Raw genomic sequence first — 23,237 nt, forward strand, 5'->3', positions numbered from 1 at the left:
GGCACCCGAACCGGTCGGAGTGCCGCGCGGCTGCCCGGGAGCCCTCAGCCGAGAGCCGCCACCCGCTCGATCACGCCCTCGCCCAGCCGGGCCACGTACCCCTCCGGATCCGCCCCGGCCGGGGCCAGCTGCACGTGGTCGATCCCCAGCGCCGCGTACTCCTCCATCGCGCGGACGAAGCCGTCGGGGTCGCCGATCGGATCGCCGCCCCCGGTGATCGTCTTCGTGATCGTCGCGTAGTCGCGCCCGAGGTCGTCGCAGTGCCGCTTCAGCACGTCGAGCTTGTGCGCCACGTCGTCCGCGCCGGTGCCGAACAGGTTGCAGGCGTCGCCGTACTGCGCGACCAGCCGCAGCGTCTTCCTCTCGCCGCCGCCGCCGATGAGGATGGGCGGGCCGGGCTGCTGGATCGGCGCCGGGTGGTTCAGCGTCTCGGCGAGCCGGTAGTGCGTCCCCTCGAACGGCCCGTCGTCGTCGCTCCACATCTGACGGCAGATCCGCAGCGTCTCCTCCAGCCGCTCGAACCGCTCCTTCAGCGGCGGGTACGGCACGCCGAGCCCGAGGTGCTCGCGCTCGTACCAGGCGGCCCCGATGCCGAGCATCGCGCGTCCGGCGGAGAGCACGTCGAGGGTGGTGACGATCTTCGCGAGCAGTCCCGGATGGCGGTACGTCACGCCGGTGACGAGGAGACCCAGCCGCATCCGCTCCGTCCGGCCGGCGACGAAGCCGAGCGAGGTGTAGCCCTCGAGCATCGGATCCTCGCTCGTCGCGAAGTGCTCCATCTGGAAGTAGTGGTCCATCAGCGTGAACCAGGCGCAGCCGACGTCCTCGGCCGTCCGCGCGGTCGCTCCGAGGATCGGCGCGATCTGCGCGCTCCCCCCGGGCAGAGTGAAGTTCATGAAGTGAATGCCGAGCTGCACGCGCGTCTCCTGTCGTCCCGGGATGTCCAGGAGCCAGTGTGCGCCGAGCCACCGCTCAACACGCCGACGCGCCCGCCTCTGAGCGGCGTCTCATCCGTTCCGCGGCGTCTCGGCCGATCGCACCCGTCGAGGCGCGGCCGCGCTCACTCGCAGACGCGGAAGCGGTTCCGGTCGAACCCGACGACGTCGCCGACGGCGAGCTGGCGCCCGCGGCGCAGATCGACTTCGCCATTGACGGTCACCATCCCCTCGGCGACCGCCTCCTTGGCCTCGCCGCCCGAGAGGATCCCCGCGAACTTGAGGAACTGGCCCAGGCGGATCGACCTGCCGCCCAGCGGGACGTCGACGGGCTCGGGGACGGCAGCAGCGCCCTTCACGTCTGTGAACGCGCCCGCGAAATGTCGCCGCAGGCCCCCTGGATCAGCGGGTTTCCCACGTAAGTGTCGCCGCAGTTTCCAGCACAACGTGTCGCTCCGAACATGCCCGCGTGATTCCGCGGATCTGAGGCCTCGATGGGGTCATTCGGTGGCCCCTCGCCGCGCAGGAAGTGCCCGGCGGCCATACGAGGTCGGGTTGGCACAGACTTCGGGTTCAGTCTCCACGAAGCCTTCCTCGGCGTCGCGGTCGGCGTCGGAGCTGCCGCCCTGCGCGGCCTGCTCGAACGGGCTGGCTGCCGGAAAAGCCGCAACAAGCGAGGCGTCAGGGCGATGTCGGTGCGGCTGTTTCGCATGCATGCCTGCGGGCGAAGCACTAGAGGGCGTTCTTCGTGGTCGCCAGGTACTCCGGCGTGGCGAGCGCTTGCATGGAGAACCAATGTGTCGCCTCGAGGCTCGCCTCCAGGTGTCGCCAACCGTTCGAGACGAACGAGCTCGTCTGCGCGCCGGTGAACATATAGACGACGGCTCGAGCGGCAGTCGGGATATCGACCTCGGCGCGAAGATTGCCTTCAGCTCGTGCCTGTTCGAGAAACAACGCTATCGCGTCGAGCCAGACTGGATCCGGCAACTTCGCAACGCCGGGGAATTCAGATGAGGCTTGTGCGACGAGACGCAGGCCTGCTTGCGCCGTTGGATCGTGCTGCACTGCTCTCGCGAGGGACCGGGACAGCGTGAGCAGTGAAGCGAGGCCGTCGTCGCCCGACTCCAGAATCGAATCCCGGAGGAGGATGAAGCCCTGGTCCTGGCGGCGGATGATCTCCTCCGCCACCTCGATCTTGCCCCTGCGGAAATGAAAGTAGAAACCACCCTGCGTGACGGATGCTGCTTCTAGGATATCGGCGACGCGAGCGGTCGAGTAGTGCAGGCGCGCAAACACCTTCGCCCCACCGAGAACAATCGCCTCTCGTGTGGCGATCCCGCGTTCCTGTTGTGCCACGCGCACCTCCGACTGATCCCAAAGCCACTCTATCGGCCCATGGTTCAGCGTCTCTGCCGTCTGGTCCCCGTTCGGGAGGGTTCACGCTGAGTAGCCGAACGCCGCGCTGGCGCTCGCACCGTGCTCGGATGTCGAGACCAACCTCACGTCGCGGAGGGTTCGGCCGCCGATGACGACCTCGGCGTTCCTGCGCACGGACGTGCGAGCGGAGAATCGAGCCTGGCCGCCGGACGGAGCGGGCGTCCGAGAGACGGAGGCGCGCCTGAGCCAGAGGTTCGGTACAGCGGAGCGGCTGGTGTCATTGACGGCGTCGATGAGGACTTGCGCCAACTGACCGAACATGACGAGTTCATCGACGGCGTCAAGGCGGGGCGGGGCGGCTGAGTACCCTGCCTGGGATGATGTGACGGAATGGGACGTCTCGAGGTGTCCATCGACGAGGTCCACGCGATCGACGTGGGACGACATCTGGATCGAGTCGCCTGCTGCCGCATGGGTGAGGCCGGGTGCCGCCTCGGCTGCGCCCGGTCGGGCTCGGCTCGGGGCGCACTCCAAGTCGACGTTCAGTCCGCCGATACGAGCCCGCAATGACTTGGTGCTGACGAGCGGTCCGCCGTGATCGGTCGTGATGCCGATGGGGACAGAGCCCACATCAGTCGTCGCCACACGTCCGGCGACGACTGAGAACCCTGTGACATCGAACGGCCCTTCCCACCAAGCGCCGCGATTCGTGTTCTCACACAGGCTGATGGTCTTCAGCGCCAGGCTGATCGCATCGATAGAACTGAGATGCACCTCGCGGGGATCTCCTGCCGCGTCCAGCGACCAGCGGGGCGGATAGATCGCCTGCTTAACCGCCGAAAGTCGGATCCTGTCACCGTCGACGTGTTCGGCCACCCGGCTGACGGTATGCCTGATGTGTCGATGACCCGAACCGAAGTATCGGCCGGACTCCTTGCCGAGTATCTCCTTTAAAGGCCGCCCATCAAAGTGGTGCATCTCGTCCCTTCGGATCTTCTGATCGGTCTGGTGGTATGTGCACGCCTGGAAGGTGTCTCGCCGGATTCGATCCCAGGATCTCGAGCGGCGTCATGCACCCGGACCGTGCCTCGGCTGCGAGGGCTGCCGGTACTTCCAGGCAGATCGCAGCCGCAAAGGCTGTTCCAGACCCAGCAGTCAGAACGAACGATGCACGATCGCCGGCGCTGCCTTCCACGGTGACTCGGAGACGAGGCTTGATGATGGTGCTCGCGGTCGACGTGAGCATCCGAGGCCGCGTTCGCCGATGTGATGGAAGCCTGAGAGGGCGAACTCGGTGCAGCGAAGACAGCACTCGCAGGAGCGGGAGGAGCAGGAGGAGCTGGCCGCGAGGCAACCCGAGCTCGGCGAACACCTGGATGTCGGTCGCCGCCGTCGTCCTCCGCAGAGCGAACAGGTCGCCGGTGTGCAGTGTCAGGTGAGAGCTCGTCTCAGAGGTCTCAACTGCTCTTCCACCTCTCAGCCTGACCAGCGTCCCGGACCGGAAGCGCCAGCTTCCTGAAGCGAGAACTGCCTGCGACGAAGCTGTGACGCCTGGTGACTTCGAAGTCCTGCCACTCGCGAGGCCCGTCAGGCTGACCTTCTGCGGCTGGTCTATCGTTCGGAGCGCATGCTCGGCGAGCACTTCGGCCAGATACGTGCCGAACCCCGCGCCGGGTACCACGGCGATGCCGCATTCTCGCCAGTGGGCATCCCGTTTCCACGCGTACTCGTGTGTGCGGCCCTCATTCGACAGGTCAGCGTAGGAGACGCAACCTTCCGCGCTGGCCTCCATGAGCGGCTGCGCGGTGGAGGACTATGGTCCGGCTGCGTTGATCACCCCGCTGACGCCGTCGAGGTGTTGCGTCAGGGAGCTCGCACGCTGCCGGAGGTCGAGCTGCATCCTCGCGACGCCGTACCGGTCAGCCAGCATGTCGAGACTCGCGCCGTCGCGCCCGGCGAGGAGGAACGGCATGCCCCGGCGCCTTGCCTGCATCGCGAGTTCCGCTGCAACCGAGCCCGTGCCGTAGATCAGCCAAGGTGTCACCGGATCGACAGGGATGGTGCTCTCCCGGAGTGCATCGTGCTGGACGCTAGGGGAGGGGCGCTGCTCGCCGGTCGTCGTCGACGCCCGGCGGGGGGACCTGGCGTGCCGCGCGCACGGCGATCGCGCTTCCGAGCAGCACGAAGATCAGAAACGCCGACAGGCCTGCGAGCACGAACGCGTTCGAGTGCGTGGGGTCGACCACGAGGCTGAGCGAGCCCCCCGTGACTGCCAAGAATGCGCCGATCCACACGCAGGGTCGGGCTGCCTGATGGCCCCGCTGCCAGGCTTCATCGGAAGCCATGACCGAGGCTGCTCTGATCCCGACCAGGTTGTTCGGGCCGAGTCGCCCTCGGGCGGCGCATTCGACGGCTGCGACGACGGCAGCAGCAGCGAACACGAGGACGAGCACTCCGAAGACCATGAACCAAACATACATGCACGGTTGTATATCGTCGTTCGCGCCGTCGGTCGTCGCGCCAATTTTCGCGCCTAGAAACAAAGCACCGTACATGTTTGGTTTGCATGTCGCAGATCCTCCGGTCACCCGAGATCGCGTCTTCTTCGCCGTTTGTAGAACGCGGGTTGGTGACACTCTCGGAGAAGATCGGAAGCTCGCCGGGCGTCGTGGCGGTCACGCTGGTTGCCGTGGGGAGCGACGGTGCCGTTTATTCCGTGGTTGCCCTGGGCGTATCCGAACAACCCGGTGACCCACTGGAGCTCTATCGATCAAAGTTCATCGATGTTGCCAGGAGCACCCTTGACCTATTGATCGAGTGACGCGACATCTCGGATTCTCGACAACCGGTTCGGATCCGTTCAGAGCACGGCGCGGCTGGCGTTCACCTGCTGTTCCGGTGAGGCGGCGTGTCCGATGATGGCATTCCCGCTGAGGAGCGCCAACAATTTCGATGCAAGGAGAGCGCTTCGGCAATTGGCTCACCGGCAAGTGTGGGGAGTGGCCGAGATCGATCCGACGCCGATTGTATTCGGACGCGATCGGAAGCAGTCTGCCGTCATCGATGCTATTGCACGGAACGCTGAACAGTACGGTTCCAGCCGCAGTTCGGTCTTGCCTCGGTGCCCTTACATGCACCTCGCACTGAGTAGGTCAAATTGGGAAGATCATGACCGGGATTCGCCCCTGTCGGTAGCACACGTCAGACCGCCGGGATGTCGGCGAAGCGCGAGAAGTGGCCGTGGAAGCCCACGGTCACCGTGCGGGTCGGGCCGTTGCGGTGCTTGGCGACGATGAGGTCGGCCTCGCCCGCGCGCGGGTTGTCCTTCTCGTAGGCGCTCTCGCGGTGCAGGAGGATCACCATGTCGGCGTCCTGCTCGATCGAGCCGGACTCGCGGAGGTCCGAGATGGCGGGGAGCTTGTCGGCGCGCTGCTCGGGGCCTCGGTTCAGCTGCGAGAGCGCGATGACCGGCACCTGCAGCTCCTTCGCGAGGAGCTTGAGGGCACGCGAGAACTCCGAGACCTCCTGCTGGCGGCTCTCGACCTTCTTGCCGGAGGTCATCAGCTGCAGGTAGTCGATGACGACCATCTTGAGCCCGACCCGCTGCTTGAGCCGGCGGCACTTCGCCCGGATCTCGACGAGGGTCATGTTGGGCGAGTCGTCGATGTAGAGCGGCGCGTCGTTGATCCGGCCACGGGTGGAGGCGATGGTCGTCCAGTCGCGCTGGTCGACCGTGCCCTTGCGCATGTGCTGCAGCGGCACGGACGCCTCGGCCGAGAGGAGGCGCATCGCGATCTCGCTGCGCCCCATCTCGAGGGAGAAGAAGATCGTGGCCATGTTGTGCTTGATCGCGGCGGCGCGGGCGAAATCGAGCGCCAGCGTCGACTTTCCGAGCGCGGGGCGCGCGGCGACGATGATCATCTGCCCGGCGTGGAAGCCGTTGGTCAGGTCGTCGAGGTCGGCGAAGCCGGTGGGGACGCCGGTGAAGCTGCCGTCCTTGTGAGCGGCCGCCTCGATCTCGTCGATCGCGACGGTCACCGCGTCGGTCAGCGGGACGTAGTCCTCCGCCGTCTCGGAGCCGGTGACGTTGTAGATCTCGGCCTGCGCCGTGTTGACCAGGTCGAGCACCTCGCCCTCGCCCTGGTAGCCCATCTGCGCGATGCGGGTGCCCGCCTCGACGAGGCGGCGCAGCAGAGCGCGCTCGGCGACGATGGAGGCGTAGTAGCCGGCGTTGGCCGCGGTGGGGACCATCGAGGTGAGCGTGTGCAGGTAGTCGGCGCCGCCGGCCCGCTGCAGCTCGCCCTGCTTCGTGAGCTCGTCGGTGACCGCGATGACGTCGGTCGGCTCGCCGTGCGAGTAGAGAGCGAGGATCGCGTCGAAGACGATCTCGTGCTTGGGGATGTAGAAGTCGGTGCCCTTGACGCTCTCGACGACATCGGCGACCGCGTCCTTCGAGAGCAGCATGCCGCCCAGCGCCGACTGCTCGGCGAGGAGGTCGTGCGGAGGGGTCCGCTCGTTCCCGCGCGACTCGCCGCGGTCTCCGCGACCGTCCCGTCCGTCCGAGCCGGGTACCGCCAGGTGCGCGATCGTCATGCCTTCGCCTCCTCCTGTCGGGTGCTGCGCGTCCGGTCGAGCCGGTGCCGGGATCCGGTCTACCAGCGACCTCCGACAGCGGCGCACGGGCGCCTGCCCGCACCCCTCGCGGGGCGCTGCGCCACCCTACGGACCGCCGCCCGCGGCACGCAAACAGCCCTGTGGAGAGAGCTGTGCAGAACCGAGGGGAAACGCCGGGCCCACTGTGGGCAACGTGTGGACAACCCTGTGGGATCAGCGGCCCTCAGCAAGTTTTTTTCGGCTCTTGACCAGGCATTTCCTGCTTTCCACAGGTGTGTGGGGAAAAGAGTCTCAAGACCACAGTGAAGGTTGGTCCCGCCGGAGGGTGTATGTGGATGGAGCTGTGGAGAACGGGAACGACGAAGGGCGGTGCGAGGGGACTCGGAAGTCCCGTCGCACCGCCCTCCGCGGCGTTCTCGCGGCCTTACTTGGCCGCGACCACCTGCAGCTTCACAGTGGCCTGGATGTCGTCGCGCAGACGCACCACGGCCTCGTGCTCGCCGACGTGCTTGATCGCGTTCGAGATGACGATCTTGCGCTTGTCGAGCTCGCCGAATCCGGCCGCCGCCACCGCGTTCGCGATGTCGGAGGTCTTCACCGAGCCGAACAGGCGGCCGTCCTTGCCGGCCTTGACCGTCAGCTTCACGCGGTTCGCCTCGAGGACCTGCTTGGTGTGCTGGGCCTCTTCGATGGTCTTGTGCTCACGAGCGGCTCGCGCCGACTTGATCTGCTCGACCTGCTTCTCGCCACCGCGGGTCCACGCGACACCGAAGCCCTGCGGGATGAGGTAGTTGCGGGCGAACCCGTTCTTCACGTCGACGACGTCGCCGGCCGAGCCGAGTCCGTCGACCTCGTGGGTCAGGATGACCTTGGACATACCGTTACCTACCTTCCGCTGCCGGCGTAGGGCAGGAGCGCCATCTCGCGGGCGTTCTTGACGGCACGGGCGATGAGGCGCTGCTCCTGAACGGAGACGCCGGTGATACGACGGGCGCGGATCTTCCCGCGCTCCGAGATGAACTTGCGGAGGGTCGCGACGTCCTTGTAGTCGATGACACCCACGCGGACCGACTTCGCGGGGGCCGCGTTCTTCGCGCCCTTGCCGCGGATCGGCTTGCGGCGGTCGCCGCTGCTCTTTCCAGCCATAGTGGTTTCCTTAGATTCTGGTTCGCCCCTGCCCCGCCGCGAGCGATTGCGGTGCGGGGGAGGCGTGATTCAGGTGAGGAGAGCGTCCGAGCCGAGGCTCAGAACGGCGTCTCGTCGTTGTAGCTGCCCGGCGTGCTCCACACGTCGCCACCGGCGGGAGCGCTCGGCGCCCACGGCTCCTCGGCCTGACCGCCACGGTTGCCGCCGGCGTTGCCGGAGCCCCCCTGACCGCCGCCGCCGAAGCCGCCCTGGCCGCCGCCGATCTGACCGCCGTTGCCCTGGCCGCCACCGGCCTGGCCGCGTCCGCCTCCACCGGAGGCGCGCGTGACCTGCGCGGTCGCGTAGCGCAGCGAGGGCCCGATCTCGTCGATCTCGAGCTCGATGCTGGTGCGCTTCTCGCCTTCCTTCGTCTCGTAGGAGCGCTGCTTCAGGCGGCCGGTCGCGATGACGCGGCTGCCCTTGGTCAGCGTTCCTGCGACGTTCTCGGCGAACTCGCGCCAGACGGAGGCGCGGAGGAACAGCGCTTCGCCGTCCTTCCAGTCGTTCGCCTGACGGTCGAAGGTGCGCGGCGTGGAGGCGATGGTGAAGTTCGCGACCGCGAGCCCGCCCTGCGTGTAGCGCAGCTCGGGGTCGGCGGTGAGGTTCCCCACCACGGTGATGATCGTCTCGCCGGCCATGAGCGCTACGCCTTGGGAGCGGCCGAGGCCTTGGCGGCCTTGCGGGCGGCCTTCTCGTCGGCGAGCTTCGCGGCGGCCGCGACCTGGGCGATGCCCTCTTCGGCCCGCAGCACCTTGGTGCGCATGACGGCCTCGGACAGCTTCAGCTGACGGTCGAGCTCGTTCGCTGCGGCGGAGGTCGACGTGAAGTCGACGACGGCGTAGATGCCCTCGGACTTCTTGTTGATCTCGTACGCCAGACGACGGCGGCCCCAGACGTCGACCTTGTCGATGGATCCACCATCGGTGCGGATGACGTTGAGGAACTTGTCGAGACTCGGAGCGACGGTGCGCTCATCGATCTCGGGGTCCAGGATGACCATGATCTCGTACTGATGCGTCACTAACCCACCTCCTTCGGACTGAACGGCCACGGTATTTCCGTGACAGGAGGGTATGTAGCATCTGCCCACTCCCGCGGACGCGAGTGCGTCTGGTCGTGGACAACCTGTACAGACTACAACAGGACCGCCGCGACGCGCCGGACGGATCCGCTCGAGGCGCACCATCCCGGGCGCAGGGCGGGGCGAGCACGGGGCCCGGCTCAGCGCCTCAGCGCGACGCCCACCATTCGCGGAGCCGCTGCGTCGCGACCTCCTCGCCGAGCGGACCCTCCTCGAGCCGCAGCTCCAGCAGGAACCGGTACGCCTGCCCGACCTCGGGGCCCGGGGCGAGGCCGAGGATCTCCATGATCCGCGTGCCGTCGAGGTCGGGGCGCTTGGAGGCGAGCTCCTCCTTCTCGGCGAGCTCCGCGATGCGCGCCTCGAGGTCGTCGTAGGCGTGCGCGAGCCGGTCGGCTTTGCGACGGTTGCGCGTGGTCACGTCGGCCCGGGTGAGGATGTGCAGCCGCTCGAGCAGGGGCCCGGCGTCGGTCACGTAGCGGCGCACCGCGGAGTCGGTCCACGCGCCGTCCGTGTACCCGAAGAAGCGCAGGTGCAGCTCGATGAGGCGGGCCACGTCCTTCGTCGTCTGGTTGTCGAACTTCAGGGCGCGCATCCGCTTGATCGCGAGCTTGGAGCCGACCAGGTCGTGGTGGTGGAAGCTCACCGCTCCGGCCGGCTCGAGCCGCCGCGTGGCCGGCTTGCCGATGTCGTGCAGGAGGGCGGCGAGCCGCAGCACGACGTCGGGCGCGGCTCCGGGGTGCCGCGACTCCTCCAGCGCGATCGCCTGCTCCAGCACGGTGAGGCTGTGGGTGTAGACGTCCTTGTGGTGGTGGTGCTCGTCCTGCTCCAGGCGCAGCGCGGGCAGCTCCGGGAGGAAGCGACCGGCCAGACCGGTGTCGACGAGCAGCTCCAGGCCGGCTCGGGGCGAGGCGGTCGCGAGGAGCTTCCGCAGCTCCTCCTGCACGCGCTCCGCCGAGACGTCGTCGATCCGGCCGGCGAGCTCGGCCATCGCCCACTCGACCTCGTCGGTGGTGCGGAAGCCGAGCTGCGAGGTGAAGCGCGCGCCGCGGAGCATCCGGAGCGGATCGTCGCCGAAGGAGAGGTCGGCGGGGGAGGGGGTGCGCAGCCGGCCGGCGAGCAGGTCCTCCACTCCTCCCGAGGGATCGACGAGGACGACCTCCGGGAGCCGCAGCGCCATCGCGTTGACCGTGAAGTCGCGCCGCACCAGGTCGCCCTCGAGCGAGTCGCCGAACTCGACCTCGGGCTTGCGGCTCACCCCGTCGTAGCTGTCGCTGCGGTAGGTCGTGATCTCGACCGTCTCGCCGGCCACGCGAGCGCCGATCGTGCCGAAGGCCCGGCCGATGTCCCAGTGCGCCTCGGCGATCGGAGCGACGATCCGCACGATGTCGTCGGGGCGTGCGGAGGTGGTGAAGTCGAGGTCGTGCACGCCGTGGCCGAGGAAGGCGTCGCGGACCGGGCCGCCGACCAGCGCGAGCTCGTGGCCCTGGGCTGCGAACGCCTCCGCCAGCCGCGCCACCGTGGGCGTCCCCGCGAGCGCGCGGAGGGTCTCGAGAGCGGTCTGGACGCTGTGCATTCGCACGATCCTAGTGGCGGGGGGTGTCCCGGCAGCGGGTGACCGTGCCAGGGGGTTACGCGGGGGAACCGCCTGCACAGCGGACGCACCGCCTGCCCCGAGGAGGGCTGCCCGTAGAATCACCCGCATGGAGGCCGAGTGAGTCCGATGCATCGGCGCGACCCCTCCCTCCGCTCCCGCCGCTCGCGGGCGGCCCTCCTCCTGCTCCGCTCGGCAGGTGCTGCCGCCCTCGCGCTCGGCCTGACCGGCGTGGCCTCCCCCGCCCTCGCGGCCCCGGTCACCGCCGCGACGGCGACCTCGACGCCCGCTCCCGGCACCGTCACCACGACCGCCGGGGCCGGCAGTGACGGCGTCCTGCGGCCCGGCCAGGACCTCGAGCTCTCGATCGCCGTGCGCAACGGCACCACCGAGGCGATCGACAGCGCCGACGTGACGGTCGCCCTCTCCTACGCCACCCTCGACACCCGCGCGGAGCTGCACGACTGGCTCGACGCCGAGGCCGACAACGACACCGACCCGGTCCGTGCGACCGCCCAGCTGCGCCTGCTGCCCTCCAGCACCGCCGAGGCCGGCCTCACCGTGCCGGTCGACCAGATCCCCTTCTCCAACGACCGGACCGCGCTCGGCACCCACGCCGTCCTCGTCACGGTCACCGGTCCGGGTGGTGTCGTCTCGACCGCCCGCACGGCCGTCGAGCTGACCGACGACGCGGCGGTCCCGAAGCGAGAGACCGGGGTCAGCGTCCTCGTTCCGCTCACCGTCCCGGACACGGCCGACGGCCTGCTCTCGGCCGAGGCCCTCGCCGACTACACCGACGGCACGGGGACCCTCACCCGGCAGCTCGACGCGGTCGCGGGGAAGGGCGTCACGATCGGGGTCGACCCGCGCATCCTCGCCTCGATCCGGATCCTCGGCAGCGCCGCTCCGGAGTCGGCCCTCGACTGGCTCGACCGGCTGCAGTCCGTGCCGAACGAGCGCTTCGCCCTGCCGTACGCCGACGCCGACGTCTCGGCCCAGGCGCAGGCCGGGCTCTCCGCGCTCCTCTCTCCCACCTCCTTCGAGTACGCGATCGACGACACCCGCTTCGCCGCGGTCCCCGGCACCGCCAGCCCGGCGCCCACGGTCGCCGTCGACTCCGACCAGCCGGCCGAGGACCTGCCGGCGCGTCCGAGCACCGAGTCGCTGCTCGCCTCCGACTGGAGCACCTCCCTCGGCAGCGTCGCCTGGCCCGACGAGGGCACCCTCCGCGGGTCGGACCTCGACGTCTACGCGGCCAGCGGCGTGAACCGCACGGTCGTCCCCTCCTCCGGTCTCCTGCTGCCGGAGGAGGTGACCACGACCTCGCGCGCCACCGTCGGCGACTCGGACCTGGTCGTGGCCGACTCGCGCCTCACCGAGGCGTTCGACGCGGCCGCCACCGCCACCGACGACACCGAGTGGCGCGCCCGCATGTCCGAGATCGCCACCGATCTCGCCGAGGTGCAGGAGGAGGGGACCGCGCCGGACGTCGTGCTCACCCTCGGCCGCGGCTCGGCGATCGGCGCCGCGCGCCTCTCCGAGACCCTCGACGCGATCGAGTCGCTGCCCTGGGCCCGCGGAGTCGCCCTCTCCACCGCCCTCGCCGTCCCCTCGACCGAGGGCGCGAGCGTCGTCGACTCGCCGGAGTCGGAGTCGCGGCTCGACCGGGTGCGCGACCTGCTCGACGCCGGCTCCGAGGTCGAGGCGTTCTCCTCCGTGCTGCAGGAGCCGGAGCTGCTGTCGGGCAAGAGCCGCAACGACGTGCTGGCGCTGCTCTCGGTGACCTGGCGCGGAGACGGCAGCGGCTGGGGCGACGCCGTCGGCGCGGCCATGACCGAGGCCGACCGGACGCTCTCGCTGGTGTCGATCGACGCGACCGGCAGCATCCTGCAGGTCTCCCGCGACTCGAGCATCCCCGTGTACGTCCGCAACGAGCTCCCCTGGCCGATCGCCGTCCGCATCCAGGCCTCGACCTCGAACGCCGTCCTCGACATCGACGAGGAGGCGATCGAGACCACCGAGATCGACGCCCGCTCGCAGGGCCGCGTCCTCATCCCCGTGAAGGCCCGGGTCGGCAACGGCGAGACGAGCCTCGGCCTGCAGCTGACCTCGGCGCAGGGCGTCCCCATCGGCACCCCCACGGGCATGACGACCAGCGTCCGCGCCGACTGGGAGACCGTCGGCACCCTGGTCATCGGGATCGCGCTCGTCGTCGTCTTCGGAGCCGGCATCCTCCGCAACATCCGCCGTCGCCGTCGAGGCGACACCCCTGAGGACGAGGAGGACCCGAACGCCGTGCTCGAGGTCCAGCCCGATCTCGACGACCAGCGATCGGACCCGCGTGGCTAGCTTCTCCCTCGGACGCGCGAGCGCCGTCCTCGCCTCCGGCACGATGGTCTCGCGGATCCTCGGCTTCATCATGTCGATCGTCATGGCGAACACGATCGGAGCCGCGGTCGCGCCGGGCGCGGACGCCTTCACGACGGCGAACCTGCTGCCCAACACGATCTACTCGATCATCGCGGGCGGCGCTCTGAACGCCGTCCTCGTCCCGCAGATCGTGCGGGCGGGCCTCGACGCCGACGGCGGCCGCGGCTACATCAACCGCCTGCTGACCCTGGCGCTCGGCCTGCTCCTGGTGACCACGATCGCCGCCACGGTCCTCGCTCCCCTGCTCGTGCGCCTCTACGCGCCCGGCTACGGACCGGAGCAGTACCAGCTGGCCGTCGCCTTCGCGTTCTGGTGCCTGCCGCAGGTCTTCTTCTACGGCCTGTTCACGATCCTCGGCGAGGTGCTCAACGCCCGCGGCTCGTTCGGCCCCTTCACCTGGGCGCCCGTGCTGAACAACGTCGTGGTGATCGCCGGGCTCGTCGCCTTCATGGTGCTGTTCGGCGCCGATCCGGAGGGGAACCGGCCGGTCGACTCGTGGTCCCCGGCGATGGTCACCCTCCTCGGCGGGAGCGCGACGCTGGGCATCGTCGTCCAGTCGCTGTTCCTGATGCTCTTCTGGCGGAGGGTCGGCCTCAGCTACCGCCCCGACTTCCGCTTCCGGGGCGTCGGCCTCGGCACGGCCGGGCGGATGTCGCTGTGGTCGTTCGCCACGGTGCTGCTGACCATCGTCGCCGGCATCGTCGAGAGCCAGGTCTCCTCCACCGCGTCCGGCGAGGGGCCCTCGGCCGCGGCGCTGCAGAAGGCGTGGCTGATCTTCATGCTGCCCCACTCGGTCATCGCGATCTCGATCGCCATGGCGTACTTCACCAAGATGAGCGGCCACACCGCACGGGGGGAGATGAAGGAGTTCCGCTCGGACGTCTCCGCCTCGCTCCGCCTGGTGCTGATGATGCTCGTCTTCGCCGCCGCCGCGATCGTCGTGGTCGCGGTGCCGTTCGGCTCCGTCTTCACCGACTCGTTCGCGGACGCGCAGGCCATCGGAGCGATCGCCGTGGCGTACGTGATCGCCCTGCCGCTGTTCTCCTCGATCGCCATCATGCAGCGCGCGTTCTACGCCCTGAGCGACGGAGCGCGGCCGTTCCTGTTCACCCTGGTGCAGGTCGTCGTGGCGGTCGCCGGGTACCTGATCGTGCTCCGGCTCCCGGCTGACCGCACCGCTGTCGGCATCGCCGCTGCGACCTCGCTCGGCATCTGCGTGCAGGCCCTCGTGGCGGCCCTCCTCCTGCGCCGCCGGCTCGGCGGCCGCGGAGGCAGGCGGATCCTCGTCAGGCTCGCGCAGTTCGTCCTCGCCGCGGTGCCCTCCGCCGCCGCCGGCTACGGCGTCCTGGTCGCCCTCGGCGGCACGCGCGCGGGCGGTTTCGCCGTCTCGAACTACGTGGAGCCGCTGCTCTCGATGGCCGCGATCGGCACCGTGATGGCGCTCGTCTACTTCGCGGTCCTCTGGTTCCTCCGGGTACCGGAGCTGCGCGCCGTCCTCGCTCCGGTGATCCGCCGACTCGGCCGCTGATGCTGCTCCGGTAAAAGCCAGGTCAGATCGCATTTCCTGGGCTGCTGCATCGAGCGGCGCGTGGCGCGACCGGCACTCCCGGGCTCGCGGAATAGTGCCCGCCTAGGATGTGTTGTAGCCCACGGAGCCGCGGAACGATTCGAGCGACCGGCTCCGGGTGCTCGGCTCCCGCCCCACCCGTCACCGCTCGTACAGACCCCGAGGAGTTGCCGTGCGCGACATCGTCATCATCGGATCCGGCCCCGCCGGCTGGACCGCCGCCATCTACGCGGCGCGCGCCGAACTGCACCCGGTGGTCGTGGCCTCGTCGGTCGAGATCGGCGGCGACCTGATGAACACGACGGACGTCGAGAACTTCCCCGGCTTCCCCAACGGCGTCCTCGGCCCCGAGCTGATGACCTCGATGCAGGCGCAGGCCGAGAAGTTCGGCGCCGAGACCTTCTACGACGACGTCACCTCCCTCGATCTCGAGGGCGAGGTCAAGACCGTCCACCTCGGCTCCGGCGAGAGCATCGAGGCGAAGACCGTCGTCGTCGCGACCGGATCCGCTTACCGCAAGCTGGGCCTCCACGATGAGGACCGCCTGTCGGGACATGGTGTCTCGTGGTGCGCCACCTGCGACGGCTTCTTCTTCAAGGGCAAGACCATCGCCGTCGTCGGCGGGGGCGACTCCGCCATGGAGGAGGCGACCTTCCTCACGAAGCACGCCGCGAAGGTCTATGTGATCCACCGCAAGGACTCGCTCCGCGCCTCGAAGGTCATGCAGAAGCGCGCCTTCGACAACGACAGGATCGAGTTCATCTGGAACGCCGAGGTCACCGGCATCACCGGCGAGAACCACGTCGACGGCGTGAAGCTGCGCGACACGGTCGACGGCACCGAGTCCCACCTCGACCTCGACGGCCTGTTCATCGCGATCGGCAACGACCCGCGCACGCACGTCGTGCACGGCAAGCTCGACCTCACCACCGAGGGCACCATCTCGGTGGTCGGCCGCTCCTCCCAGACCTCCGTTCCCGGCGTCTTCGCCGCCGGCGACGTGATCGACCCGACCTACCGTCAGGCCGTCACCGCCGCGGCATCCGGAACGGTCGCCGCCCTCGACGCGGAGCACTACCTCGCTTCGCTCGCCGATGGCACCGCCCACACCGAAGGCTCACCCCGGGCCGAGCTCATCACCCGCTGACCGTCCGGTCATCGCACATCGGAGCCGGCAGCCCGCCGACTCGTGAAGGAGAGAACACCATGTCCACCGCGAAGAGCGTCACCGACGCATCGTTCCAGTCCGACGTCCTCGACTCCGAGAAGACCGTCCTGGTCGACTTCTGGGCCGAGTGGTGCGGCCCCTGCCGCATGGTCGCGCCGATCCTCGACCAGATCTCGGCCGAGCACGGCGACAAGATCGAGATCGTCAAGCTGAACGTCGACGAGAACCCGCAGACCGCCGCGAAGTACCAGATCACGTCGATCCCGGCGATGAAGGTGTACCAGAAGGGTGAGGTCGTGAAGACCGTCATCGGCGCCAAGCCGAAGCCGGCCCTCGAGGCCGACCTGGCCGCGTTCCTCTGAGTTCGCACTCCTGACCGCCCTGCGGTCTCCGAGAGCCCCTGTCACGTCGTGACGGGGGCTCTCCTCGTGCAGGGCTGTTTCACGTGAAACAGCCCTGCTTTGGCGCAGGCCACGATCCCTGCAGTGGCGCCCGACCGCCCCGCCGCAGCACAGGACCGGCCGGTACTGTGGATCCACCCGGCTCCGGCCGGAGAGACCCTGTCCACCGAGCGAAGCGGAACCATCGTGACCAACCGCGGCACCAACCTCGACCCCTGGTACAACTCCTACGCGGAGCGCACGGCCGGTCTGGCCGCCAGCGAGGTCCGAGCCCTGTTCGCCGTCGCGTCACGCCCCGAAGTGGTCTCGCTCGCCGGCGGCATGCCGTTCGTGTCCGCGCTCCCCCAGGACCTGGTGACCGGCGCCATCGACACCGTGATGCGGGAGCAGGGACCCGTCGCGCTGCAGTACGGGTCGGGGCAGGGCGTCCCCGTCCTGCGCGAGCAGATCCTCGACGTCATGGCTCTTGAGGGCATCTCCGCCAGCGCGGACGACATCGTGGTCACCACGGGCTCTCAGCACGCCCTGGAGCTCGTTTCGAAGCTGTTCCTGGACCCGGGGGACGTCGTCCTCTCCGAGGGCCCCAGCTACGTCACGGCGATGGTCATCTTCCGGTCGTACCAGGCCGAGGTCGAGCACGTCCCGATGGACGAGCACGGGCTCATCCCCGCCGCCCTCCGCGAGCACATCGCCCGCGTGCGCGCCGCCGGCAAGACGATCAAGTTCCTGTACACGATCCCCACCTTCCACAACCCCGCGGGCGTGACCCTCAGCTGGGAGCGCCGCGTCGAGATCCTCGAGATCTGCAAGTCCGAGGGAATCCTCGTGCTCGAGGACAACCCGTACGGCCTCCTCTACTTCGAGGACGTCCCGCCGAAGGCGATGCGCTCGCTGGAGGAGGACGGGGTGATCTACCTCGGCACGTTCTCGAAGACGCTCGCTCCCGGCTTCCGAGTGGGCTGGGCTCTCGCTCCGCATGCGATCCGCGAGCGGCTGATCCTCGCCAACGAGGCGGCCGTCCTCAGTCCGTCGTCCTTCAGCCAGCTGGTCATCTCGAAGTACCTCGAGACGGCCGACTGGCGCGGACAGATCGACACCTTCCGGGGCGTCTACCGCGAGCGGAAAGAGGCGATGCTGAAGGGCCTGCAGACCCATCTGCCCGGCCTCAGCTGGACGAACCCGAACGGCGGCTTCTACGTCTGGGTCACGCTGCCCGAGGAGCTCGACTCCAAGGCGATGCTGCCGCGCGCAGTGAAGGAGCTCGTCGCGTACACGCCGGGTACCGCGTTCTACGGCAACGGAGACGGACGTCAGAACATCCGCCTCTCGTTCTGCTACCCGACGCCGGAGCGCATCGGTGACGGCATCCGCCGCCTCGCCACGGTCATCAACGGAGAGCTCGATCTGCTGTCGACCTTCGCGGGCACGGGCCGACTGAGCAACGCCGACGCGAGCAAGCGTGACGCCGTCCTGCCGCCGAACGTCTCCTGACACCGCTCCTTCGATAAGAAAGCCCTGGTCATGACCGATTTCTCTGTGCTCGACCGTACACTCGACATCGTCGTCATCAGCGGTGGCATCAGCCACGAGCGCGACGTCTCCCTGCGGTCGGGCCGTCGCGTGGCGGACCGTCTGTCCGCCATGGGCCACCGCGTCTCCCTGCACGAACCGGACGCCGGCCTCCTCTCGACGCTCCTGCAGAAGCGTCCCGACGTCGTCTGGCCCGCGGTGCACGGGGCGAGCGGTGAGGACGGTGCGCTCCTCGGGCTCCTCGAGGCGGCGGGCTTCGCCTACGTCGGCTCGCGGACGGACGCGGCGCGCCTGGCCTGGTTCAAGCCGACCGCGAAGACGCTCGTCGCTCGCGCGGGCTTCTCGACCCCGCGCTCCGTCACCCTCCCCCGCGAGACCTTCCGCGAGCTCGGAGCCACCGGGATCCTGGAGCAGGTCGAAGCGCACCTGCCCGGCTCCCTCGTGGTGAAGCCCGCTCAGGGCGGTTCGGCCCAGGGCGTCAGCGTCGTGACGGAGTCGTCGCAGCTCCCGCGAGCGATGGTCGAGGCGTACACCTACGGCGACGTCGTGCTCATCGAACAGCAGATAAAGGGGACCGAGGTCTCCGTCGGCGTTCTCGATCTCGGTGACGGTCCCTTCGCCCTGCCGCCTGTCGAGATCGCACCCGTCGCGGGCCAGTACACCTTCGAGGCTCGCTACAACGCGGGGGAGACGCACTTCTACACGCCGGCACGGATCTCGCCGGAGATCACGGAGGAGGTGTCCCGCGTGGCCGTTGCGATCCACGAACTGCTGGGACTCCGCCACCTGTCGCGGCTCGACTTCATCATCGACGACGCCGGACTCCCCTGGTTCTTCGACGCGAACGTCCTTCCCGGAATGACCGAGACCTCACTCGTTCCCCAGGCCATCGAGGCATCCGGCCGCTACCTCGGCGACGTCTACTCCACCCTCGCGAAGCTCGCCGCCTCCTGACTCCATGCCGTTTCACGTGAAACGGTCCGCTGCGCGTACGCTCCTGATCACATGGCTGCTGAGTTCTGAACGAGTGCTCGAATCCATGCCAGACGAGTAGTTGCGTCGCGGCCGATTAGGACCCTCTATCGCCGCCTTCTCCCTACAATGCGGGTCGAGTAGCCGCTCAATAACGGGTCCACGTCTTCATCAGCAGACCAGTAGTGCCAACTCGGGGAAGAACCCGAGGCCGCGTATCGACTCCCACCAACGTTAGACATCTGTCGCCGCGCCGGCCGATTATCCGCATATCAGCGTGGTACATCCCGCCCCCGCCGCCACCTTTTCACCAGGCCCACGGGCATCCATCGCCACCTGGTTCTCGTCGTCATGCTGGTCGAGTAGACGCATTGCCGCGTATCGAGACCCGGCCACCCCCAGTGGGTACCTGGCGGGCGTTGCCTGGAGCAATGTATCCACGCCCACTGTCTGGCCATATCCGCAGACATACCGGTGAAGAGCAGTAGTGCGTCGAATCGAGGCTCACCACGATCGCCACCCGCGCCATCTCTGGGGAGACACAACATGGTCGATCTTCGCTGATCGACACCAGGCACCCGTCGCCATGCTGGTCGAGTAGCCACTACGCGACGTACCGAGACCCACGGCCCGAAGGGACCCCTTTAGCTTGATTCTCCGACCTCAACTTCGCCTCGGGGACGTGGTGTCTCTATTCCGCTGGTCAGGCGAGCAATCTCTTTCGAGCATTGCGGTCGAAGTCGGTCCCACGATGATCCGCATGGGCGTCCAATGTTCTCGGCAGGGGCGTTTCACGTGAAACGCTTCCGCAGCCGTTGAGCAACTTCGATTCGAAATGTTGCGCCCGTCGGAGCGAGTCGAGCCGACGAGGGCCTCCTCTCCTACATGACAAGCTCGTAGCTCTTCAATGACTAGGCCGCCCTAGAGCGGACCGTTTCACGTGAAACGGCCTTTCCATCGTCTCTTTCAGTGCTCTCTGGGGGCGACCGCCGACGGGGTCCTCCGTCAAACCTCCGCGAACCCACTCATCACATCTGCATCGATCCGCGAAAACGAAGCGATACTGCATTTCGTCTAAGCTTGCCCCCCGCCGGCCAATTTCTGGAGGTCCAAGAAGCACTCCTCGCCGGCGACTTGGGATGCGCGGACAGCCGAGGTGATCCTCATCTCAGCGGCCAACGTAGGAATGTTTCACGTGAAACATTGCGCACGCGACTATCGGCGACCATGACGTCGCCCTGGGCAGCGGAGAGCGCCACCGAGTACGTCCCGCCCAGGCACCCGTCCTGCGCCCGCCAGCGAGTCACCGAAAGCGACATGAACTCCGGAGGTCCACGAGGTCTGAACTCAGCCAACCCTAGATCCGGCGCTCCACGCCTACTCAACCGCCATATAGGCGCATCGTGAGCTGCTCTATCCAGAGATCAATGCCCCAGATACCCGGCGATCGTCACCGTTCGGCAATACCAGCCATATTCTCGACCAGGACCGGAGTAAACAGGGCCCCGCAGAACCCGGAACCACTTCATCGGACTGTACCGGTCAGAAGGGCCTATCAATCAGAGAGAGGACGACAACCGAGAATCCTCAGCTCACAAGGCATCTCGAAGATCGCCCCAAGCGTGCTGATCTGCGATCGCGGTGCCGACGGGGGGAGCGGATACCGCCACATCGGCGATTGCGGCCAAGAACGCAGCGCGAGGCCGCGCACGCCAGCCGCACGGCGAATCAGTGGCGGCCACTAGGCCGACCCTCTACGGAGCGAGCGACACCTCGGTCGGCTCCCCGATCTCGGCGAGGATGCGGTTCAAGTCCTGGATGGTGGCGAAGTCGATGACCATCTGGCCCTTACGTGCGCCCAGGGTGACCTTGACGCGCGTGTTCAACCGGTCGCCGAGGTGATCCGCGATCGACAAGAGGTGTCCGGAGTGCCCGCCCTGCTCCTCCACCACGGGACGCGTGGTCGTCCGCGGCGCCTTCATCTGCGCGGCGGCAGCCTCGGCGGCGCGGACGGACAGGTCCTCGTTGACGATCTTGTCGGCCAGGCGGCGCATCATCTCGACGTCGTCGAGCGACAGAACCGCACGCGCGTGTCCCGCGGTCAGGACGCCGGCAGCGACACGGGCCTGCACGTCAGCCGGGAGGCGCAGAAGACGGAGTGTGTTCGAGATCTGCGGCCGCGACCGTCCGAGCCGCGTGGCCAGGGCCTCCTGGGTGATCCCGAAGTCGCTGAGGAGCTGCTGGTAGGCGGACGCCTCCTCGAGCGGGTTGAGGTCGGCGCGGTGCAGATTCTCGAGCAGCGCGTCGCGGAGCATGTTCTCATCGGCCGTGTCCTTGACGACCGCGGGGATGGTGGTCAGTCCCGCGGCCTTCGAGGCGCGGAACCGGCGCTCACCCATGACGAGCTCGTACTTCGCTCCGCCCCGAGCTGTCACGGGCCGGACGACGATCGGCTGCAGCACTCCGAACTCGCGGATGCTGTGGACGAGTTCCGCGAGGTCGTCCTCGTCGAACACCGACCGCGGCTGCGCCGTGTTCGGGGCGATGTCGGCGAGGGGGAGTCGCGCCAAGCGCGCTCCGGGGACCTCGAGGAGCTCCTCGGCACGGGCCGAATCGCCGACCTGATCAGGGAAGAAGACGTCGACGGGCCGGGAGCGCGACTCGTCGCTGGTCGGGATGAGCGAGCCGATCCCCCGGCCGAGTCCCGTGCGCTTGGTCGCCATCAGCGTGCCTCTCCTTCGTGTGCCGTCTCGGGTGTCTTCCGGGCTCCGCGTCGTGCGATCTCGGCGGCCGCCTCCAGATACGCCAGCGAACCGGACGACTGCGGGTCGTAGCTGATCACGCTCTGTCCGTAGCTCGGCGCCTCCGAGATCCTCACGTTGCGCGGGATCACCGCGCGCAGCACCTCCTTCGGGAAGTGCTCTCGGACATCCGCTGCCACCTGCTGGGAGAGGTTGGTGCGGCCGTCGTACATCGTCAGGAGGATCGTCGAGACACCGAGGTTCGGATTGAGGTGCCGCTCGATCAGGTCGATGTTCTTGAGCAGCTGGCTGAGCCCCTCGAGCGCGTAGTACTCGCACTGGATCGGGATGAGCACCTCGCGAGCGGCGACGAACGCGTTGATGGTCAGCAGACCGAGCGACGGCGGGCAGTCGATGAAGACGTAGTCGAACGGCTCGTCCATGGTGTCGAGCATGCGGTCGAGCGCACGGCGGAGACGCTGCTCGCGTGCGACGAGCGAGACCAGCTCGATCTCGGCGCCGGCCAGGTGGATGGTCGCCGGCACACCGTAGAGCGAGGCGAACTCCGGGCTCTTCTGCACGACGTCCGCGAGGGGAGTGTCGTTGACGATCACGTCGTACACGCTGGCCGTCTCGGCGCGGTGCTCGATGCCCAGGGCCGTCGACGCGTTGCCCTGCGGATCGAGGTCGATGACGAGCACCTTCGCCTCACCGCGGGCGAGCCCGGCGGCGAGGTTGACGGTCGTCGTCGTCTTGCCGACGCCGCCCTTCTGGTTCGAGATCGTGATGACGCGCGTCGACTCGGGCTTGGGCAGCGGCTGGGCGTTCAGCAGTGCGCGCCGGCGGGTCATGTCCGCGATCTCCCGGGCCAGGGGAGTCGAGGAATCGAAGCCTCCGGTCAGACCGGCGGAATCGGTTTGTTTCACGTGAAACCTTCGCTCAGCGAGTGGGACGGACAGCAGCACCGAGGAGTCGACGGACGAGGAGTCGGGGGCTCACTGCGGCGTCGTGGCGATCAACCCACTGTAGCCCGGACGACCCTCGTCACCTCGGAGAGCACGCCGTCGCCGAGCACGACGACCTCGGGTGGGGAGAGCCGGAAACGACGGATCTGCCTGGCCGCCGCCTCGATCTCCTTCTCGGCGTTGATGCCCTTCAGCAGGACCACCTCGCCTCCAGGCCGCAGCAGCGGCGCGGTCAGCGGGATCAGCTTCGAGAGGGCGCTGACCGCCCGAGCGGTCACCTGGTCGAGAGGCTCCGGGAGCTCCGCCTCTTCAGCACGGGCACGAAGAACTGAGACATTCTCGAGTCCGAGTCCGTCCACCTGCTCCTGAAGCCAGACGACGCGACGCTCCATCGGCTCGATGAGCACGAAGCGGACATCCGGCCGCACGATGGCCAGGACGAGCCCGGGAAGGCCCGCGCCACTGCCGACATCACCCACTAGTCCCGGACGCAGGAGAGGGGCCACCAGGGCGCTGTTGAGCACGTGCCGCGTCCAGAGCCGGGGGAGCTCCAAGGGACCGATCAGGCCGCGCTCCTCACCCTGGTCGGCGAGAGCCTCCGTGAAGCGCCGCAGAAGGGGCAGGCGGTCGCCGGCGATCGCCGCAGCGGCTGAGGGCTCGGCCTCGAGGGTCGACTCCAC

General features: G+C 68.4%; 22 protein-coding genes. 7 read left to right on the forward strand and 15 right to left on the reverse strand.

Annotated elements, in window-relative coordinates; translation table 11 throughout:
- Positions 1 to 44: 44 nt before the first annotated feature.
- From C5C53_RS00675 to C5C53_RS00700, 6 genes are all read right to left on the reverse strand, one after another.
- Entirely contained in the window at positions 45 to 917 is an 873-nt protein-coding gene (locus C5C53_RS00675) for an LLM class F420-dependent oxidoreductase (protein ID WP_258075334.1), read from the reverse strand.
- A 143-nt stretch (positions 918 to 1,060) separates the two neighbouring features.
- Positions 1,061 to 1,294, reverse strand: coding sequence for an RNA-binding S4 domain-containing protein (locus C5C53_RS00680; RefSeq protein WP_104266557.1), 234 nt, complete (start codon positions 1,292 to 1,294; stop codon positions 1,061 to 1,063).
- A 373-nt stretch (positions 1,295 to 1,667) separates the two neighbouring features.
- Positions 1,668 to 2,291 (reverse strand): TetR family transcriptional regulator, encoded by a 624-nt coding sequence (locus C5C53_RS00685; RefSeq protein WP_104266558.1) that lies wholly within the window; start codon positions 2,289 to 2,291, stop codon positions 1,668 to 1,670.
- 81 nt (positions 2,292 to 2,372) lie between these two features.
- Complete coding sequence (locus C5C53_RS00690; protein ID WP_146084620.1) at positions 2,373 to 3,290, reverse strand: AvrD family protein; 918 nt, start codon at positions 3,288 to 3,290, stop codon at positions 2,373 to 2,375.
- 835 nt (positions 3,291 to 4,125) lie between these two features.
- Positions 4,126 to 4,356, reverse strand: a complete 231-nt coding sequence (locus C5C53_RS16930) for a hypothetical protein (RefSeq protein ID WP_146078803.1) — start codon at positions 4,354 to 4,356, stop codon at positions 4,126 to 4,128.
- A 46-nt stretch (positions 4,357 to 4,402) separates the two neighbouring features.
- Positions 4,403 to 4,792: an SdpI family protein gene (locus C5C53_RS00700; RefSeq protein ID WP_181074516.1), complete on the reverse strand. Its 390-nt coding sequence runs from the start codon at positions 4,790 to 4,792 to the stop codon at positions 4,403 to 4,405.
- Positions 4,793 to 4,878: 86 nt separating this feature from the next.
- Between C5C53_RS00700 and C5C53_RS16735 the strand changes: the two genes are divergently transcribed.
- On the forward strand, positions 4,879 to 5,133 hold the full coding sequence (locus tag C5C53_RS16735) for a hypothetical protein (RefSeq protein WP_146084621.1): 255 nt from the start codon (positions 4,879 to 4,881) through the stop codon (positions 5,131 to 5,133).
- Positions 5,134 to 5,513: 380 nt separating this feature from the next.
- Here the strand turns inward: C5C53_RS16735 and dnaB are convergent, their stop codons facing one another.
- The 6 genes from dnaB to C5C53_RS00730 all read right to left on the reverse strand — a co-directional run bounded on the left by dnaB (position 5,514) and on the right by C5C53_RS00730 (position 10,765).
- A complete protein-coding gene (gene dnaB / locus C5C53_RS00705; RefSeq protein WP_104225797.1) occupies positions 5,514 to 6,905 on the reverse strand; it encodes a replicative DNA helicase in 1,392 nt (463 codons plus the stop codon).
- Positions 6,906 to 7,350: 445 nt separating this feature from the next.
- The gene (gene rplI / locus C5C53_RS00710) at positions 7,351 to 7,803 is read right to left on the reverse strand and encodes a 50S ribosomal protein L9 (protein WP_104222692.1); all 453 of its coding nucleotides are present in this window, start codon (positions 7,801 to 7,803) and stop codon (positions 7,351 to 7,353) included.
- 8 nt (positions 7,804 to 7,811) lie between these two features.
- Complete coding sequence (gene rpsR, locus C5C53_RS00715) at positions 7,812 to 8,072, reverse strand: 30S ribosomal protein S18 (RefSeq protein WP_055784551.1); 261 nt, start codon at positions 8,070 to 8,072, stop codon at positions 7,812 to 7,814.
- Positions 8,073 to 8,170: 98 nt separating this feature from the next.
- Positions 8,171 to 8,749, reverse strand: a complete 579-nt coding sequence (locus tag C5C53_RS00720) for a single-stranded DNA-binding protein (protein ID WP_104222691.1) — start codon at positions 8,747 to 8,749, stop codon at positions 8,171 to 8,173.
- A gap of 5 nt (positions 8,750 to 8,754) precedes the next feature.
- The gene (gene rpsF / locus C5C53_RS00725) at positions 8,755 to 9,132 is read right to left on the reverse strand and encodes a 30S ribosomal protein S6 (protein ID WP_068207796.1); all 378 of its coding nucleotides are present in this window, start codon (positions 9,130 to 9,132) and stop codon (positions 8,755 to 8,757) included.
- A 208-nt stretch (positions 9,133 to 9,340) separates the two neighbouring features.
- On the reverse strand, positions 9,341 to 10,765 hold the full coding sequence (locus C5C53_RS00730) for a CCA tRNA nucleotidyltransferase (RefSeq protein WP_104225796.1): 1,425 nt from the start codon (positions 10,763 to 10,765) through the stop codon (positions 9,341 to 9,343).
- Between the two features lie 147 nt (positions 10,766 to 10,912).
- Here C5C53_RS00730 and C5C53_RS00735 point away from each other — a divergent pair, with 147 nt between their 5' ends.
- From C5C53_RS00735 to C5C53_RS00760, 6 genes are all read left to right on the forward strand, one after another.
- Entirely contained in the window at positions 10,913 to 13,132 is a 2,220-nt protein-coding gene (locus C5C53_RS00735) for a DUF6049 family protein (protein ID WP_104266560.1), read from the forward strand.
- Complete coding sequence (gene murJ / locus C5C53_RS00740) at positions 13,125 to 14,741, forward strand: murein biosynthesis integral membrane protein MurJ (RefSeq protein WP_258075335.1); 1,617 nt, start codon at positions 13,125 to 13,127, stop codon at positions 14,739 to 14,741. The genes C5C53_RS00735 and murJ overlap by 8 nt, the downstream gene beginning before the upstream one ends.
- Before the next feature lie 211 nt (positions 14,742 to 14,952).
- Positions 14,953 to 15,927 carry a thioredoxin-disulfide reductase gene (gene trxB, locus C5C53_RS00745; protein WP_104266561.1) on the forward strand — a complete coding sequence of 325 codons (975 nt, stop codon included), beginning with the start codon at positions 14,953 to 14,955 and terminating at the stop codon, positions 15,925 to 15,927.
- Positions 15,928 to 15,986: 59 nt separating this feature from the next.
- Complete coding sequence (gene trxA, locus C5C53_RS00750; protein WP_104222687.1) at positions 15,987 to 16,310, forward strand: thioredoxin; 324 nt, start codon at positions 15,987 to 15,989, stop codon at positions 16,308 to 16,310.
- A 225-nt stretch (positions 16,311 to 16,535) separates the two neighbouring features.
- Positions 16,536 to 17,840: a PLP-dependent aminotransferase family protein gene (locus tag C5C53_RS00755; protein ID WP_104233029.1), complete on the forward strand. Its 1,305-nt coding sequence runs from the start codon at positions 16,536 to 16,538 to the stop codon at positions 17,838 to 17,840.
- 30 nt (positions 17,841 to 17,870) lie between these two features.
- Positions 17,871 to 18,833 carry an ATP-grasp domain-containing protein gene (locus C5C53_RS00760; RefSeq protein ID WP_104266562.1) on the forward strand — a complete coding sequence of 321 codons (963 nt, stop codon included), beginning with the start codon at positions 17,871 to 17,873 and terminating at the stop codon, positions 18,831 to 18,833.
- Positions 18,834 to 20,605: 1,772 nt separating this feature from the next.
- On the opposite strand, the gene C5C53_RS00765 is transcribed toward C5C53_RS00760, so the two are convergent.
- From C5C53_RS00765 to rsmG, 3 genes are all read right to left on the reverse strand, one after another.
- Positions 20,606 to 21,574 carry a ParB/RepB/Spo0J family partition protein gene (locus tag C5C53_RS00765; protein ID WP_104266563.1) on the reverse strand — a complete coding sequence of 323 codons (969 nt, stop codon included), beginning with the start codon at positions 21,572 to 21,574 and terminating at the stop codon, positions 20,606 to 20,608.
- Positions 21,574 to 22,443, reverse strand: coding sequence for a ParA family protein (locus C5C53_RS00770; protein WP_104247021.1), 870 nt, complete (start codon positions 22,441 to 22,443; stop codon positions 21,574 to 21,576). The genes C5C53_RS00765 and C5C53_RS00770 overlap by 1 nt, the downstream gene beginning before the upstream one ends.
- A 164-nt stretch (positions 22,444 to 22,607) precedes the next feature.
- Positions 22,608 to 23,237: a 16S rRNA (guanine(527)-N(7))-methyltransferase RsmG gene (gene rsmG, locus C5C53_RS00775; RefSeq protein WP_104266564.1), complete on the reverse strand. Its 630-nt coding sequence runs from the start codon at positions 23,235 to 23,237 to the stop codon at positions 22,608 to 22,610.

This window comes from Rathayibacter sp. AY1E3, from assembly GCF_002932235.1.
Classification (GTDB): Bacteria; Actinomycetota; Actinomycetes; order Actinomycetales; family Microbacteriaceae; genus Rathayibacter.